The sequence below is a fragment of the Rugamonas rivuli genome (assembly GCF_009380165.1).
GTDB classification, from domain to species: Bacteria; Pseudomonadota; Gammaproteobacteria; order Burkholderiales; family Burkholderiaceae_D; genus Rugamonas; species Rugamonas rivuli.
In genome coordinates this window covers 1-15,095 of sequence record NZ_WHUF01000009.1, presented here as the reverse complement: position 1 = coordinate 15,095, position 15,095 = coordinate 1, and the positions used below count along the sequence as shown (strand labels likewise).

Genomic DNA, 15,095 nt, shown 5'->3' with positions numbered 1-15,095 from the left:
TACCATGACACGCACCATCGGCATCTATGTCTTCGACGACGTTGAAGTGCTCGACTTCGCCGGACCCTACGAAGTGTTCACCTGCGCCACCCGGGTGGCGGCCAAGCTGGCGCCGGGATCGGCAGCGCCGTTCCGCGTGCGCACCATCGGCCAGCGCAGCGCCATGCTGCGCGCGCGCGCCGGCCTGAGCGTGTTCCCGGAGGCGGACTTCGGCAACGCCGGCCCGCTCGACGTGCTGATCGTGCCGGGCGGCGTGGTCGCGGCCGAGCAGGACAAGCAGGAAGTGATACGCTGGATCGCCGCGACCGCGCCCGCCTGCGAGCTGGTGGCGTCGGTGTGCACCGGCGCCTTCCTGCTGGCCCAGGCCGGGCTGCTGGACGGGCACGAAGTGACCACGCACTGGGAAGACATCGCCGACCTGCGCGCCGCCTTCCCGCGCCTGACGGTGGCCGGCGAACGGCGCTGGATCGACAACGGCCGCATCGTCACCAGCGGCGGCATCTCGGCCGGCATGGACATGTCGCTGCATCTGGTCGAGCGGCTGGCCGGCCGCGAGCTGGCCGCCCGCACCGCGCTGCAGATGGAATACGACTGGAACGAAGCCTGAAGCCCCGGGCCGCGGGCCGGCCTAGCCGCGCGCCACGAACACCAGCAGCAGCCAGCCGCAGATGAACACCGCCGGCAGGCCGTTGAGGAACAGGCCCAGCCAGCCGTACCAGGAGCGCCAGCGCGCCAGGATCAGCCCCATGACGGCGGTGACGAAGCCGGCCAGCGTGCCGAGCACCAGCACGATCATGGCGTTGCCCAGGCAGGTGAAGCCGAAGTCGCCGCACTGCGAGGCCCCGCCCGACAGGCTGCCCGACATCGCCAGCGCCGCCAGCACGAAGGTGGCGAGCGCGATGCCTATGCTGATCACGTCCAGGTCGGCCTTGGATTTTTTCATAGCTTTTTCAGCTGCTCTTTGGCGTAGCCGGCGTTGGCGTGGTTGGGCGCCAGCTCGAGGAAGCTGGCGTAGGCTTTCTTCGCCTTGTCGCTGTCGCCCAGGTGCATGCGGGCGTCGCCCAGGTTCAGGTAGGCGATCGCGCGCGAAGTGTCGATCTGCAGCGTGTTTTCAAACCAGCGCGCCGCCTCGGCGTACTTCTCTTGCTTGTAGTAGACGAAGCCCAGGTTGTTGGCCGCCAGGCCGAAGTCGGGACGGTACTTCAGCGCTTCGGTGAACGCCGCTTCCGCCTGCGCGTACTGCTTCTCCTTGTACAGCTGCAAGCCCTTGTCGTTGGCGCGCTGCGCCAGCTGGCGGCTCGACGCGTCGACCGGCTTGGGCGCGGCGATCTTCTGTTCCTCGCCCTGCAGGTTCTTGACCAGCACTGTGTTGCCGTCGGCCTTCTGGTCGCGCCCCTTGTCCAGCTTGCTGTTCAGGGCGATCGCGTCCGCCGACAGCTGCGCCGACTGCGCGCTGAGGAACTCCGCCTCGGCCGGCAGCTGGAACACGAACTCGCCGCCCTCGGAACCGGGCAGGCTGCCGAACGCCGGCGTCTGCTGCGACACGCTGGCCACGGCCGGCGCCACATAGGCCGCCAGCTCGGTGGCGGTGATCAGGCCGTCGCCGTTCAGATCGGCCTTGCCGTTCAAGGCTTGCAGCAAGGTCCAGGTGAACACCGAGTGGCCGTTCGGGCCGCCGTCGGCCACCATCTGGTCGGCGCCGCCGGCGGTCAGCATCTGCCGCCCCAGGCGGCGCGCGTTGTCGCGCAGGAAGGCGCTGTTGCCGCCGCCGCGCGTCAGCCCCAGGCCGCTGTAGCAGGCGTCCATGACGAACAGCACGTGCTTGGCGTTCAGGCTTTCGGCGATGTTCTGCAAGTCGGTCATCGGGATGGCGTCGACGCTGACCTGCTGCGGGTCGGAATCGACCGGGATGATGTAGCCGAGGTTGCGGCCCGAGCTGAGCTGGCGCGTGGCGCCGTGGCCGGCGAAGAACACGAAGATGCGGTCGTCCTTCTTCAGCTGGGCGTCGGCCAGCTTGTCGTGGAACAGCGCCAGGATGTTGTTGCGCGTGGCTTCGCCGTTGGACAGCGTGAACACCCGCTCGCCGGCGAAGCCGAAGCGGTTGACCAGCGTGTCGCGGATCGCCTTCGCATCCTGCACCGCGTACTGCAGCTTGGGCCACTTCTGGTAATCGTTGATGCCGATGACCACCGCGTAGCTGTTGGCGTAGCCGGTGCTGACGGCGATCTTTTCCGGCTCCGGCCGGCCGCCGTGCGCCACCTTGAATTCGTGGCCGTCCCAGGCGGCGAAGCTGTAGCCGTCGGCGATCAATTTATCGAGCACCAGCGGCAGCGCCTTGACGCTGCGCTCGTGGATGTCGTGGAACAGGATGATGCCGCGCTGCTCCTTGCTCAAGGTGGTCAGCACGCGGTTGGCGATCGAGCTCGGCACCGGGTCGGCCCAGTCCAGCGAATCGATATTCCACATCACCGAGCGCAGGCCCAGCTTGGACAGGATGCTCAGCCCTTCGGCATTGTGGGCGCCGTAGGGGAAGCGGAACAGGTCCGAGCGGCGCGCGTCGGTGGCCTTCAACAGCTGGTCGGCGTTGGCGATCTCGCCGTACAGCTGCTGGCCCTGCTGCTTGGACAGCAGCGCGTGGCTGAAGCTGTGGTTGCCCACGGTATGGCCGGCGTCGATCAGGCGCCGGCTCTCGGCGGCGTTGGCGCTCAAGGTCTGCTTGCCCTGCGCGTCGAGCTTGCCCAGGTTCTGGCCGACCTGGAAGAACACGCCCGGCACGTTGTACTGCTTGAGGATGGCCGCCACTTCCTCGGTGTAGCTCTTGTGCGGGCCATCGTCGAAGGTCAGCACCACGGTCTTGGGCGGCAGCGCGTTGCCGAAGATTTCCTTGGCCTGCACTTCCTGCTCCGCCGACTTCGGCGGCTCCGGGTACGGCACGATGACGCCGTAATCCTTCATGATCTGCTCGCGGCCGTACAGCTTGCGCAGGTGGGCCACGTAGTCGTCCCAGCGTTCGCGCTTGGGCGTGATGGCGCGCGTGTCGAAGCGCGAGAAGATGTCGTTGATTTCCTTGTCGTACTGCTTCTCGATATCCTCCAGCGCCGCCAGGTCTTCGCTGACGCGCTTGTGCAGCTTGATCGCGGGCAGCGTCTGGTCGGCGGCCGCCAGCTTTTGCAGCGACAGCAGCACTTCGCGGAAGGCCAGGCGGTCGGCGTCGTACAGGTCGGCGGCCGATTCGATGTACGACAGCAGACCATCGTCGGCGGCGTCGCGCTGCGCCGGCGGCAGCGCCTGGGTGCGCGCCAGCATGGCTTGCACCTTGCTCAGGCGCTCCAGGTTTTCGTGGAACAGCGATTGCCCGACCTGGCCGGCGGCCTTGCGGTCGGACTCGGACAGCGTCTTTTCGTCGGCCAGCAGCACGATGATCTTGCGGTAGGCCGCAAGCATGGCGTGCAGCTCCGGCATCAGTTCGGGCGTGGCGCCGGCCACCGCGGCGGCGGCGGGCGCGGCGGCCGGCGGTGTGCCGCGCAGCGCGACGAAGGCGCCGCCGCCGGCGATGGCCAGCACCACGGCGGCGATGCTCAACTGCTTGGTATATGTCATGTACGGGTTTCTGTAAAAAACGGATCCCGCATTCTATGACACTTTTACTAAGGTTTGTAACCGTCCGTCAGTGTCTTCAGGAATGCGACCACGTCGGCGATCTCGCGCTCGTTCAGCGCCGGCCTGCCGCCGGGCCTGCCGCCGAACGGCGCTTCCATGTTGACGTTGCCGTCCAGGCCGGCCGGCTGGTCGTCGAACTTGCGGACGCTGCCGCCGGCGCCGCGCGGATACCATTTCTGCGGCGCGGTGTCGCGCTGCGCGTAGAAGCGCACCACCTGCTCCAGGCTGTCGAAGCTGCCGTTGTGGAAGTACACCTGGCGCAGCGCGACGTTGCGCAGCGACGGCGTGCGGAAGCGGCCGCAGTACTCGCGGTGCTCGCGCAGGTCGCTGCGGTCCGGGCCGCACAGGCCGAGGTCGAAATACTGCGGGTCGGCGTTGACCGCCAGCTTGCCGTTGCGCGGCACGCCCAGGTTGATCAGGCCGTAGTCGGTGAACTGCGGGAAGCCGCCGCCCTGGGCGATACGGCTGATGTGGCAGGACGCGCAATTGCCCTTGCCCTCGTCGTTGAACAGCGCCAGCCCGCGCGCTTCCTGCGGCGTCAGCGTGGTCTGCTTGCGCAGGTAGGCGTCGTACTTGCTGGTGTACGGGTAGAACTCGGCCGGGCTTTCCTGAAACACTTCCAGCGCCATCAGCGCGGCGCGCATGGCGGCGTCGTCATGGTCGAAGATGTCGTCGCCGAAGGTGGTGCGGAACTGCGGCGCCAGCGGGCCGACGCGCAGCCGCGCCACCACGGCGGCGTCGTCGCGGTTGCCCATCTCGCGCGCCGACAGCAGCGGCCCGCGCGCCTGTTCGTGCGCCGAGCGCGCCCGCCCGTCCCAGTTGTAGCCGCCGGTGGGGCCGGCGTCGACGCTGTCGTCGCCATCGTCGTCGTGGTAGTGCTCGGTGAACGGCGGCACCGTCTGCAGATACTTCAGCGATGGCGCGGCCCGCGTGCCCGGCGTGGCGCCGTCGCCGCCTCCCAGCTGCACCGCCAGCCGGTTGGGCGGGCTGTAGGCGTGCTCGGGGCTGTGGCAGCTGGCGCAGCTGAGGCGACCGCTGGCCGACAGGCTGGGCTCGTGAAACATGGCGCGCCCCAGCGCGGTCAGCTCCGCCACGCCGGGCTGGCGCTTCAGGCTGGGGGCGTAGGCGGCGGGGACGGTGGCGGGGGCGGCAGGGGCGGCGGGCGGCTGCTTCTGGCAGGCGGCCAGCAGCGCGGCGGCGAGAACTATATATATCGTTTTCATGCCGCCAGCCTAGCAGCATGACGTGACCATTGCGTGACCGCTACATGACGGATAGGAAAGGATACAAAGGGAAACATGAAAATTCATCATCCTGAAATATTTCAAACCTAGCATGAGGCGCTTTGATCCCACCCTCAAGGCAAGATGATGAAACTGAACCCGATGCGCCCGCTGCCCCTGATGTTGACGTCGATCGGCCTGGCCGCCGGCCTCGTCGCCTGCGGCAGTTCCTCCGACAGCGTGCCCACCCTCAAAGGCCAGGTGGTCGGCAGCTATTATGAAAACGCCGTGGTCTGCCTGGAAAGCGCCACCGTCAAACTGAGCTGCGACAGCGGCTCGTCGTCGGTGCGCACCGGCGCCGACGGCGCCTTCGCGCTGACCGGCACCGACAAGGGCGCGCTGCTGGTGACGGTCGGCACCGACGCCATCCGCCACGATGCCGTCGGCGACGCCGGCAGCAAGGTCGCGCAAAAACTGATCTTCCGCGCGCCGGACGGCCACACCGCCATCGTCAGCGCCATCACCACCGAACTGGCCAGCATCATGGATGGCAACGGCGGCGACTTCGCGGCCGCCAGCAGCAAGCTGGCCGCCAAGCTGGGCGTGGCCGAGGCCAGCCTGCTGGCCGACGTCAACAAGCTGTCCGGCGACGACCAGGCCAAGCTGAAAGCCGAGAGCGCCGGCGTCACCGACGTCATCGCCGCCGCCAGCACGCTGGCCGCGCCGGCCGACATCGCCGCCACGCTGGCCTCGGGCCTGGCGCTCAACAACATCAAGAACATCGTCGTCATCTACGCGGAAAACCGCGGCTTCGACAATCTGTACGGCCTGTTCCCCGGCGCCAACGGCGTGCCGGGCGTGAACCCGAGCGCCACCAGCGCCTACGTGGCGCAAAAGGACTACGACAACAGCACGCTGCCGGCGCTGCCGCCGACCTGGAGCGGCATGACGGCCGCCGGCCAGAGCGTGGTCATCACGCAGGCGCAGACGGTGGGCATGGCCAACAAGCCGTTCCAGATCGACGACGTCAACAGCCCGCTGTACATGGCGCAATCGGTCATCACGCGCGACCTGGTGCACCGCTTCTACAACAACCAGATGCAGATCAACGGCGGCGCCAACGACAAGTTCGCGGCCTATTCCGACGCCGGCGGCCTGACCATGGGCTATTACGACGGCAGCAAGATGAAGATGTGGGACATCGCCAAACAGTACGCGCTGGCCGACAACCTGTTCATCGGCGCCTTCGGCGGTTCCTTCCTGACCCACCAGTACCTGATCTGCGCCTGCGCGCCGCAGTACCCGAACGCCGACACCTCGGTGGCCAAGGGCGCGATCGCCAAGATCGATGTCGACGCCAAGGGCAACTTCGTGCGCCTGACGCCGTCGGCCACGGCGCCGTCCAGCGTGTTGAACGGCGCGCCGGCCTACGCCAACGACGGCGCCATCACGCCGGCCGACGCGACCGGCATGTTCTACGCGGTCAACACCATGCAGCCGCCGTACCAGCCGAGCAGCAACAGCTACGCCGCCGACGACAGCACCCATCTGTATGCCGACACGGCCAAGTCCAACACGCTGCCGCCGCAGACGCAAAAGAACATCGGCGACCTGCTGACCGGCAAGAGCATCGACTGGGCCTGGTACGCCGGCGCCTGGAAGGACACCACGGCCGCCACCACCGGCGCCACCCGCGGCACCATCGGCAACCCGCCCAACTTCCAGTTCCACCACCAGCCGTTCAATTACTTCGCCAATATGGATCCGGTCAAGTTCCCGGCCTACCGCGCGGCGCACCTGAAGGATTATGACAGCCAGTTCGTCGCCGACGCCGCCAACGGCACCCTGCCGCCGGTGGCCTTCTACAAGCCGCAGGGCAATCTGAACCAGCACGCCGGCTACGCCAGCGTGGCCGACGGCGACGCCCACATCGCCGACGTCATCGCCAAGCTGAAGAAGAGCCCGCAGTGGAAGAACATGCTGGTCATCGTCACCTACGACGAGAACGGCGGCTTCTACGACCACGCCAGCCCGCCGAAAGGCGACCGCTGGGGTCCGGGCACGCGCGTGCCGGCCATCATCGTCTCGCCCTATGTGAAGAAGGGTACGGTCGATCACACGCAGTACGATTCGGCCTCCATCCTGCGCGCCATCACCCGCCGCTTCAACCTGCCGCTGCTCGATGGCCTGAGCACCCGCGACAAGGCGCTGGCCGCCAACGGCGCCAAGCCGATGGGCGACTTCAGCGCGGCACTGGCGCTGACGCCGCAGGAGTAAGCGCTGGTCAGGCCTGCGCTTCCGTCCAGACCAGGTTCCACAGATGGCCATCGAGGTCTTCGAAGCCCTGGTCGTACATGAAGCCGTGGTCTTCGGGCGGGTGCGGGATGCGCGCGCCGGCGGCGCTGGCCTTGGCGATCAGGCTGTCCAGTTCTGCCCGGCTCTCGCAGCTCAGGCAGATGATCACCTCGTTGCCCTCGGTCGCCCGGATCACGGGCTTGTCGATGAAGGAGGCGAAGAAAGCCTCGGTCATCAGCATGGCGTGGATATGGCCGTCCACGATGTTCATGTATGCCGCGTTCTCGCCGCTGTATTGGGCGTTGAAGCTGAAACCGAGCGCGGCAAAAAAGGCCTTGGATTTGTCCAGGTTTTTGACCGGCAAGCTGAAGATGATTTGTTTGTTCATGACATCGCCTCGTTAAAAAATTAATGGGGACTCCATCCTGACGACGAACGATGCCACAGGAAATCGACACGCGCTCAAAAATTCTCTACGGCCGGCATCGGCGCGCCAGCTTCCATGTCGCATCGCCGGGAAATTTCAGCCAGACGTTGTGCCAGGCATTGCGCGTGCCGCAGCCGCGGGCATTGGCCAGCCGCGACGGCGTGGTCGGCTTTCCGTCGCAGAAGATGGCTTCGTCTTGTACTTTAGCGTAGCTGCTTCTGCCGCCGAAGGTGGCGCGCAGTTCGGTGCCGCTGGGCAGGAAAAGCTGCTTCCATTGATAGCCTTCGCCGGTGTGCTCCGTCAGGGCGTGGAATACATCGTCCGGCAGGTGGAGGGCTATGGGGTGGCTCATTTTTTTCTCCCACTCTAAAAGCTCTAAATCGTATAGATCGCTCTAATTCACTAGATTTCGCGCTAATTTTTCTAATTTCGGCTCTAAAAAATCTAAAATTCAGCGCGGCAGACGCTAATTCCTCTATTTTTTCTACGCCGGGCTTCATTTCTAGTGATTTAGAGCGTTTAGAGCTTTTAGAGCCCCTGAAAAATCTGGCACCCCATACATAGCGTGAGAATGGGCGCATTTTGAGCCCGCGTTGAAATGATATGCTCTGCGGCAATTAAGTAAATCCAAGATTGCGCCGCCGACATCAGCCTGCTGGGCAGCAATTTCCTCGACCGCTACAGCATGCGGCGCGAGCGGCAGGAAATGATCCTGACGCCGGGGTAAAAAACCGCGAAGACGGTATCAGCAGCGCAGGCGATATTCGGTGGGACTCATGCCCTCGGCACGCCGGAAGGCGGCGGCGAAGGCGGACGGGGTTTGGTAGCCGACGGCCAGCGCCACCTGGGTCAGCGGGATCGACGGATCGGCCATCAAGGCGCGGGCGCGCGCCATGCGCTGAGTCACCAGCCACTGGTGCGGCGTCAGGCCGGTGCTGCGGCGGAAGGCGGCGCAGAAGTAGAAGCGGGACAAGCCGGCCAGCTTCGCCAGATCATCCAGCCGCACATCTTCATCGAGCCGCTCCTGCAGATATTCCGTCACGCGGCGGACCTGCCAGTTCGCCAGACAGCCTTTGGCGACCTCGCCTTCGGGCCGGCAGGTGCTGGAGTGGCCGCGCACCAGCTGCATGCACAGCAGGTCGACCGCCTGCTCGACGAACAGGCCGTTGCCGGCGTCGTCGCGGCAGGCCTCGGAGGCCAGGATCTCCAGCAGGGCGCTGGCGGTGGGATCGGGCAGCGCCACCCGGTCCAGCAGCTGCACGGCGGGGCCGCGATGGCCGGTCGCGTCGGCGCAGGCTTGCAGGCGCGCGTCCGAAAAATACACATGCGAGACCTCGATGGCGCCGGCGATCATCCAGGCGGCCTCGTGTCCGCTGGGGATCAGCGTGATCGACTTCTGCCGCGTGACGCCTTGCTGATAGCGGCCGCCGTCGCGCCATTCCAGCCTTTGCGGCGCACCGTAATAAGTCATGACCACATGGTCCGCCATCGGTTCGACATGGGACGTGAAGCCGTTGTGCGCCCAGCGCTCGGTGATGCAGGCGCCGCTGCCGCAGACGTCGGGGCGCATGCGCGGCGCGACGTCGAGCACGCGGTTCATTTCCTGCATGGCGCTGCGGTCCAGCATGGCCGGGTATCTCCATTTGCAATGACCGCGTAAGGATAGCATTACCTGGCCCCGATCCAGCGCAAGCGCGATGCGGCGCACGGCTCCAGCAGCAGCAGCTCCGCGTGCGCGTCCAGCGCGGCCTCGGTCGCGCACAGGGCCGGATGCAGGGCGGCCAGCGCCTGCATGTCCTGCACGATGCCGACCCAGGCCACGCAAGCCGTATCGACCGCCTCCAGCAAGCCCGCCTCCACCACGCCGGCGCCGCGATAGCGCCCCACCAGATCGTCGACGTGCTCGAAGCGGGCGCCGTGCAACAGATGGACCAGCACCACGCCGCGCTGGCTGCGCGGTTCGCGCAGCGGATCGACCGGCGGCTGCCGGGGTAAGTCGTGCAGGCGGCTCGGCGCCCGCAACAGCATCGTGCGCTCGCCGGCCGGCGCCCTGGCCTGCGCCATGCGCGCGCCGGCCAGGGTCGGATAGGCGCGCAACGACAGATGGTTGCCGCGCCGCCCGGCCTCGCGGAAGCAGCCGACGGCGGCGCCGTTGTGACAGCATTGCAAACGCGGCGGACCACTGCGCAGCATGACCAGGCCGCCGGCGTTCAATCGGGTGTTCTGTTCCATGCCTGCTCCTGAAGTGGGGAAAAGTTAGCGCTGCGTGGGAATTCTCACGCAGGCCGGCCTTCCCCGCTGTTCGGGAGTTGCCGGGACTATTCCGAAATTGCCGCGCCGGCCGCCGCTCCCCTGCCCGCATACACCAGCCGGTACAGCAGCGGCAGCACCAGCAGCGTCAGCGCGGTGGACGACAGGATGCCGCCGATGACCACCGTCGCCAGCGGGCGCTGGACTTCGGCGCCGGTGCCGGTGGCGATCGCCATCGGGATGAAGCCCAGCGACGCCACCAGGGCCGTCATCAGCACCGGCCGCAGACGGCCCAGCGAACCTTCGCGTATCGCCTGCTCCACCGTGCGCCCCTCGTCGCGCAAGCTGCGGATGAAGGAGATCAGCACCAGCCCGTTCAACACCGCCACTCCCGACAGGGCGATGAAACCCACCGCCGCCGAGATCGACAACGGTATGCCGCGCAAGGCCAGCGCCGCGATGCCGCCGGTCAGCGCGAACGGGATGCCGCTGAACACCAGCAGACCATCCTTCAGATTGCCGAACATCGCGAACAGCAGCACGATCACCAGCAGCAGCGCCACCGGCACCACAATCTGCAAGCGCCGCGAGGCCGACTGCAGCTGCTCGAACTGCCCGCCCCAGCTGGTCCAGTAGCCGGCGGGTATCGCCACCTGCCGCAGGCGCTGCTCCGCTTCCGCCACGAAGGAGCCGATGTCGCGCCCGCGCACATTGGCGCTGACCACCACCCGCCGCTTGCCGTTCTCGCGGCTGATCTGGTTGGGCCCCGGCGCGATGCTGAAGGTCGCCACCTCGCCCAGCGGAATGAAGTTGGCCGCGCCGCCGCCCGCGCGCGGCAGCGGCACCGGCAGCCGCCGCATCACATCGAGGTCGCTGCGCAGCGCATCGGGCAGGCGCACCACGATGCCGAAGCGGCGGTCGCCTTCGAACATGGTGCCGGCCTCCCTGCCGCCGATGGCGGTGGCGATGGTCTCCTGCACATCGCCCACATTCAGGCCGTAGCGCGCGGTCTTGGCGCGGTCGATCTCCACGGTCAGCACCGGCAGGCCGCTGGTCTGCTCGATCTTGACCTCGGCCGCACCCTCCACCTTGCCCAGCGCGGCGGCGATGCGCCCCGCCGTCTCGTTCAATACCGCCATGTCGTCGCCGAACAGCTTGACGGCGACGTCGCTGCGCACGCCGGAAATCAGCTCGTTGAAGCGCAGCTGGATCGGTTGCGAGAACTCGAAGGCATTGCCCGGCAAACGCTCGGCCGCCGCCTGGATCGCCGCCCGCAATTCATCGCGGGTCTTCTTCGGCGCCGGCCACTGCGACTCCGGCTTGAGCATGATGTAACCGTCCGAGACATTGGGCGGCATCGGATCCGAGGCGATTTCCGCCGTGCCGGTGCGGGCGAAGATGCGTTCGATCTCGGGGAACTGGCGCGTCAACGCCAGCTCCACCTGCTTCTGCATCTCGACCGACTGCGTCAGGCTGGTGCCGGGGATGCGCAGCGCCTGGATGGCGATATCGCCCTCGTTCAGGCTGGGCACGAACTCGCTGCCCAGCCGCGTGGCCAGCAGCACCGACAGCGCCACCGCGATGCCGGCGAAGGCCAGCACCACCGGCGTATTCGCCAGCACGCGCTCCAGCAGCGCCGCATACCAGCGGCCGATGCGGCGCTGCTCCTTCTCCACCACATGGTCGCCGATGAACAGCGCCACGGCGGCCGGAATGAAGGTGACCGACAACAGCATCGCGCCCACCAGCGCCATCACCACCGTCAGCGCCATCGGATGGAACATGCGGCCCTCGACGCCGGTCAGCGCGAAGATCGGCAGGTAGACCACCATGATGATCAGCTGCCCGAACAGCAGCGGCCTGCGGGCTTCGCGCGCGGCGGCAAACACTTGCTCGTAGCGCTCGGCGCGCGTCAGCACGCGGCCGTGGCGGGCCTGCGCGTGCGCCAGCCGTCGCACGCAGTTCTCGACGATGACCACGGCGCCGTCGACGATGATGCCGAAGTCCAGCGCGCCCAGGCTGAGCAGATTGGCGCTGACCTTGTACGTCACCATGCCGGTGAAGGTGAACAGCATCGCCAGCGGGATCACCATGGCGGTGATCAGCGCCGCGCGCAGATTGCCGAGGAAGAGGAACAGCACCACGATCACCAGCACCGCGCCTTCCAGCAAATTCTTCTTGACGGTGGCGATGGCCTTGTCGACCAGCGTGGTGCGGTCGTACACGGTGACGGCCTGCACGCCGGGCGGCAGGCTGCGGTTGATGTCGACCATCTTGCGGTCGACCGCCTGCGACACCGCGCGGCTGTTCTGGCCGATCAGCATAAACACCGTGCCGAGCACCACCTCGCGGCCATTCTCGGTGGCGGCGCCGGTGCGCAGCTCGCGGCCGATGCCGACGTCCGCGACGTCGCGCACCCGCACCGGCACGCCGTCCACGTTGCCGAGGATGACGTTGCGGATGTCATCGAGCGACTGCACCTGCCCCGGCGCGCGCACCAGCAGCTGCTCGCCGCGCTTCTCGATGTAGCCGGCGCTGGCGTTGCCGTTGTTGCGGTCGAGCGCCGTCACCACGTCCTGCAGCGTCAGGCCGTAGGAGGCCAGGCGCTGCGGATTGGGAGCCACCTGGTATTCCTTGGCGTAGCCGCCGATGGCGTTGATCTCGGTCACGCCGGGCACGTTGCGCAGCTGTGGCTTGATGATCCAGTCCTCGATCTCGCGCAGGTCGGTCGGCGTGTAGGGCGTGCCGTCGGCCTTCTTCGCGCCCGGCCTGGCCTCCACCGTCCACAGGTAGATTTCGCCCAGGCCGGTCGACACCGGCCCCATGGCCGGCGTGACGCCGGCCGGCAGCTGGGCGCGCGCTTCCTGTATCCGTTCGCTGACCATCTGGCGGGCGAAGAAGATGTCGGTGCCGTCCTTGAAGATGACGGTGATCTGCGACAGCCCGTAGCGCGACAGCGAGCGGGTCTGCTCCAGGTTGGGCAGGCCGGACATCAGCGTCTCGATCGGGAAGGTGACGCGCTGCTCGGTTTCCAGCGGCGAGTAGCCGGGCGCCGTGGTGTTGATCTGCACCTGCACATTGGTGATGTCGGGCACGGCGTCGATCGGCAGCTTCTGGTAGTTGTACACGCCGAGGGCGGCCATGGCGGCCACCAGCAGCAGCACCAGCCAGCGCTGGGCGATGGCCTGTCGGATGATGCGTTCAAACATGGTGTCTCCCGTCTCAGTGCGCATGCTCGGCGCCGTCCTTGCCCAGTTCCGCCTTGAGCACGAAGCTGCCGGCGGCCGCGTACTGCGCGCCGGCCTGCAGGCCCTTGACGATCTCGGTCAGGCGGCCGTCGCTGCGGCCGGCCACCACCGGCTGGGCGCGGAAGCCGCCCGCCACCCTGACGAACACCACCGGCTTGTCGTCCACCGTCTGGATGGCGTCGGCCGCCACCGCCACCGCCGCCGCGGCGCGGCCGGACAGCACGTCGACGCTGACGAACAGGCCGGGGCGCCAGGCGCGGTCCGGGTTGGCCAGCGCCACGCGGGCCTTGGCGGTGCGGGTCTGCTCGCCGAGCAGCGAGCCGACGTAGGTGATCTTGCCGCTGGCCTGGGCGTCGAAGGCGGAGGCCTTGACCACCACCGTCTCGCCCACGCGCACCAGCGCCAGGTCCTTGGGCGGCACGGCGATTTCAGCCCAGACGTTGGACAGGTCGGAGATGGTGAACACGGCGGCATCTTCCTTGACCGCCTCGCCCAGCGCCAAGTGCTTCTCCATCACCACGCCGTCGAACGGCGCCCGCAGTTCCAGGCGGTTGAGCTGCGCGCCCGCCGCCGATGCCGCGCCCACGCCCGCGCCGATCGCGCTGAGCTTCTGGCGCGCGTTGCGCACCGCGATCTCGGCTTCGCTCAGGGCTTGCCTGGCTTGCAGGTAGTCCTGTTCGGCGGAGATCTTGTCCTGCCATAGCCGGTGCTCACGCTCGTAGGTGGTGCTGGCCAGCGCCAGCCGGCGCTCGGCCGACAGCAGCTCGCTGCGCTGCTCGGACAGGCCGCTGCTGGCGATCACCGCCAGCACCTGTCCCTGCTTGACGTTCTGCCCCAGCTCCGCCAGCACGCTGGTGACGACGCCGGCCAGCTTGGGCACGACGTGGGCGGTGCGGTCTTCGTTGAAGCGGATCTCGCCCGGCAGCGCGATGGCGACGCCGATGTCGGCCGGCGCGGCCAGGGCCAGCGTCACGCCGGCGGCCTTGATCTGGGCGTCGTCCAGCGTGACTTGTTCCGGCTGCGCCTCGCGGTGTTCGCCGTGTTCCGCCTCCGCCGCGGCCGGCGCCGAAGCGGGAGCGGCCGCGCGCTTGGGCAGCAGCATCCACGCCGCCAGCAGCAATCCGATGAGCGCCATGACGGCGATGATGATTTTCTGTTGCTTATTCATGCGTAGCTCCGAGTATGCGGTCGATGGCGGCCTGCGCGCGGTGCGCGTCCGCCAGGGCGTTCAGGTAGAGGGTTTGGGCCTGCAGCAAGGTGCGCTGGGCGTCGAGCACGTCGAGGAAGCCGAACTTGCCGTAATCGAAGCCGGTGCTGGCGGCGTCGTAGGCGCTTTGCGCGCCGGGCAGGATGTCCACGCGCAGGGAGAGCGCCTGCTGGCGCGCCAGCTCGAAGTCGGCGCCGGCCTGGGCCAGGTCGGACTCCAGCCGCAGCGTGGCGGCCGTCAGCTCGTCGCGCGCCTTGTCGACGCGGCGCGCCGATTCCAGCACGCCGCCCTGGTTGCGGTCGAACAGCGGCAGGGGCAGCGACAGGCCGAACACCGCCTGCGTGCGCCCCAGCTCCTCCGAGCGCTTGCCGCCGATATTGAAGGTGACATCCGGCGTGCGCTTGCCCAGCTCCAGCTGCGCCAGCGCCTGGTGCCGCGCCAGTTCCGCGCGCGCCAGCGCCAGCGCCGGGGATTGCTGCAAGCGGCCGCGCAGCACGGCGGCCGGCGGCAGTTCCGGCAGCTGCGACAGCGCCTCGATGGCGCCGTCCACGCGCTCGAAGCGCGGCGCCGGATTGCCCCACATGACGGCCAGCCGCTGGCGCGCGCCGGCCAGCGCGCTGCGCGCCCGCACCAGGTCCAGCTGCACGGTCGACGCGGCCACCTTCGCGCGCGTCTCCTCCACCGGCGACACCTTGCCGGCCACCACGCGGCGCGCGGTGGCGCCGGCCGCGCGCTGGGCCAGCTCGGCGGCCTGCTGCGCCAGCCGCACATGCTCCTGCGCCGCC

At 67.8% G+C, this 15,095-nt stretch carries 12 protein-coding genes; 2 read left to right on the top strand and 10 right to left on the bottom strand.

From position 1 onward, the window contains the following. Positions 1-4 precede the first annotated feature (4 nt). The gene (locus tag GEV01_RS26995; RefSeq protein ID WP_152808942.1) at positions 5-607 is read left to right on the top strand and encodes a DJ-1/PfpI family protein; all 603 of its coding nucleotides are present in this window, start codon (positions 5-7) and stop codon (positions 605-607) included. Between the two features lie 21 nt (positions 608-628). Here GEV01_RS26995 and GEV01_RS26990 read toward each other — a convergent pair whose 3' ends face one another. From GEV01_RS26990 to GEV01_RS26980, 3 genes are read right to left on the bottom strand one after another with little or no spacing between them, the layout of a single operon-like run. Beyond that, positions 629-943 (bottom strand): hypothetical protein, encoded by a 315-nt coding sequence (locus GEV01_RS26990; RefSeq protein WP_152808940.1) that lies wholly within the window; start codon positions 941-943, stop codon positions 629-631. Continuing rightward, positions 940-3,600, bottom strand: coding sequence for a polysaccharide deacetylase family protein (locus tag GEV01_RS26985; protein WP_152808938.1), 2,661 nt, complete (start codon positions 3,598-3,600; stop codon positions 940-942). Before GEV01_RS26985 ends, GEV01_RS26990 begins: the two co-directional genes overlap by 4 nt. Positions 3,601-3,647: 47 nt before the next feature. Beyond that, entirely contained in the window at positions 3,648-4,883 is a 1,236-nt protein-coding gene (locus GEV01_RS26980) for a cytochrome-c peroxidase (RefSeq protein WP_152808936.1), read from the bottom strand. A 147-nt stretch (positions 4,884-5,030) separates the two neighbouring features. Here GEV01_RS26980 and acpA point away from each other — a divergent pair, with 147 nt between their 5' ends. Next, positions 5,031-7,160 (top strand): acid phosphatase, encoded by a 2,130-nt coding sequence (gene acpA / locus GEV01_RS26975; protein ID WP_152809131.1) that lies wholly within the window; start codon positions 5,031-5,033, stop codon positions 7,158-7,160. Between the two features lie 7 nt (positions 7,161-7,167). Here acpA and GEV01_RS26970 read toward each other — a convergent pair whose 3' ends face one another. From GEV01_RS26970 to GEV01_RS26945, 7 genes are all read right to left on the bottom strand, one after another. Continuing rightward, positions 7,168-7,566, bottom strand: a complete 399-nt coding sequence (locus GEV01_RS26970; protein ID WP_152808934.1) for a VOC family protein — start codon at positions 7,564-7,566, stop codon at positions 7,168-7,170. A gap of 85 nt (positions 7,567-7,651) precedes the next feature. Then, positions 7,652-7,957 carry a hypothetical protein gene (locus tag GEV01_RS26965; protein WP_152808932.1) on the bottom strand — a complete coding sequence of 102 codons (306 nt, stop codon included), beginning with the start codon at positions 7,955-7,957 and terminating at the stop codon, positions 7,652-7,654. 393 nt (positions 7,958-8,350) lie between these two features. Further along, positions 8,351-9,232, bottom strand: a complete 882-nt coding sequence (locus GEV01_RS30870; protein WP_175023246.1) for a helix-turn-helix domain-containing protein — start codon at positions 9,230-9,232, stop codon at positions 8,351-8,353. 41 nt (positions 9,233-9,273) lie between these two features. After that, on the bottom strand, positions 9,274-9,837 hold the full coding sequence (locus GEV01_RS30865; protein ID WP_175023245.1) for a hypothetical protein: 564 nt from the start codon (positions 9,835-9,837) through the stop codon (positions 9,274-9,276). Positions 9,838-9,923: 86 nt separating this feature from the next. Continuing rightward, complete coding sequence (locus GEV01_RS26955) at positions 9,924-13,064, bottom strand: CusA/CzcA family heavy metal efflux RND transporter (RefSeq protein WP_152808927.1); 3,141 nt, start codon at positions 13,062-13,064, stop codon at positions 9,924-9,926. Positions 13,065-13,077: 13 nt separating this feature from the next. Further along, entirely contained in the window at positions 13,078-14,271 is a 1,194-nt protein-coding gene (locus GEV01_RS26950) for an efflux RND transporter periplasmic adaptor subunit (RefSeq protein WP_152808925.1), read from the bottom strand. After that, positions 14,264-15,095: TolC family protein (locus GEV01_RS26945; protein WP_152808923.1), on the bottom strand; the 832-nt coding region annotated here is incomplete at its 5' end. The genes GEV01_RS26945 and GEV01_RS26950, both read right to left, overlap by 8 nt.

Excerpts from the sequence above, each read along its gene's own strand:
- GEV01_RS26995 (WP_152808942.1), top strand. The coding sequence starts at position 5 with ATGACACGCACCATCGGCATCTATGTCTTCGACGACGTTGAAGTGCTC.
- GEV01_RS26985 (WP_152808938.1), bottom strand. The coding sequence starts at position 3,600 with ATGACATATACCAAGCAGTTGAGCATCGCCGCCGTGGTGCTGGCCATC.
- GEV01_RS26990 (WP_152808940.1), bottom strand. The coding sequence starts at position 943 with ATGAAAAAATCCAAGGCCGACCTGGACGTGATCAGCATAGGCATCGCG.
- GEV01_RS30870 (WP_175023246.1), bottom strand. The coding sequence starts at position 9,232 with ATGCTGGACCGCAGCGCCATGCAGGAAATGAACCGCGTGCTCGACGTC.
- GEV01_RS26965 (WP_152808932.1), bottom strand. The coding sequence starts at position 7,957 with ATGAGCCACCCCATAGCCCTCCACCTGCCGGACGATGTATTCCACGCC.
- GEV01_RS26970 (WP_152808934.1), bottom strand. The coding sequence starts at position 7,566 with ATGAACAAACAAATCATCTTCAGCTTGCCGGTCAAAAACCTGGACAAA.
- GEV01_RS26955 (WP_152808927.1), bottom strand. The coding sequence starts at position 13,064 with ATGTTTGAACGCATCATCCGACAGGCCATCGCCCAGCGCTGGCTGGTG.
- acpA (WP_152809131.1), top strand. The coding sequence starts at position 5,031 with ATGAAACTGAACCCGATGCGCCCGCTGCCCCTGATGTTGACGTCGATC.
- GEV01_RS30865 (WP_175023245.1), bottom strand. The coding sequence starts at position 9,837 with ATGGAACAGAACACCCGATTGAACGCCGGCGGCCTGGTCATGCTGCGC.
- GEV01_RS26950 (WP_152808925.1), bottom strand. The coding sequence starts at position 14,271 with ATGAATAAGCAACAGAAAATCATCATCGCCGTCATGGCGCTCATCGGA.
- GEV01_RS26980 (WP_152808936.1), bottom strand. The coding sequence starts at position 4,883 with ATGAAAACGATATATATAGTTCTCGCCGCCGCGCTGCTGGCCGCCTGC.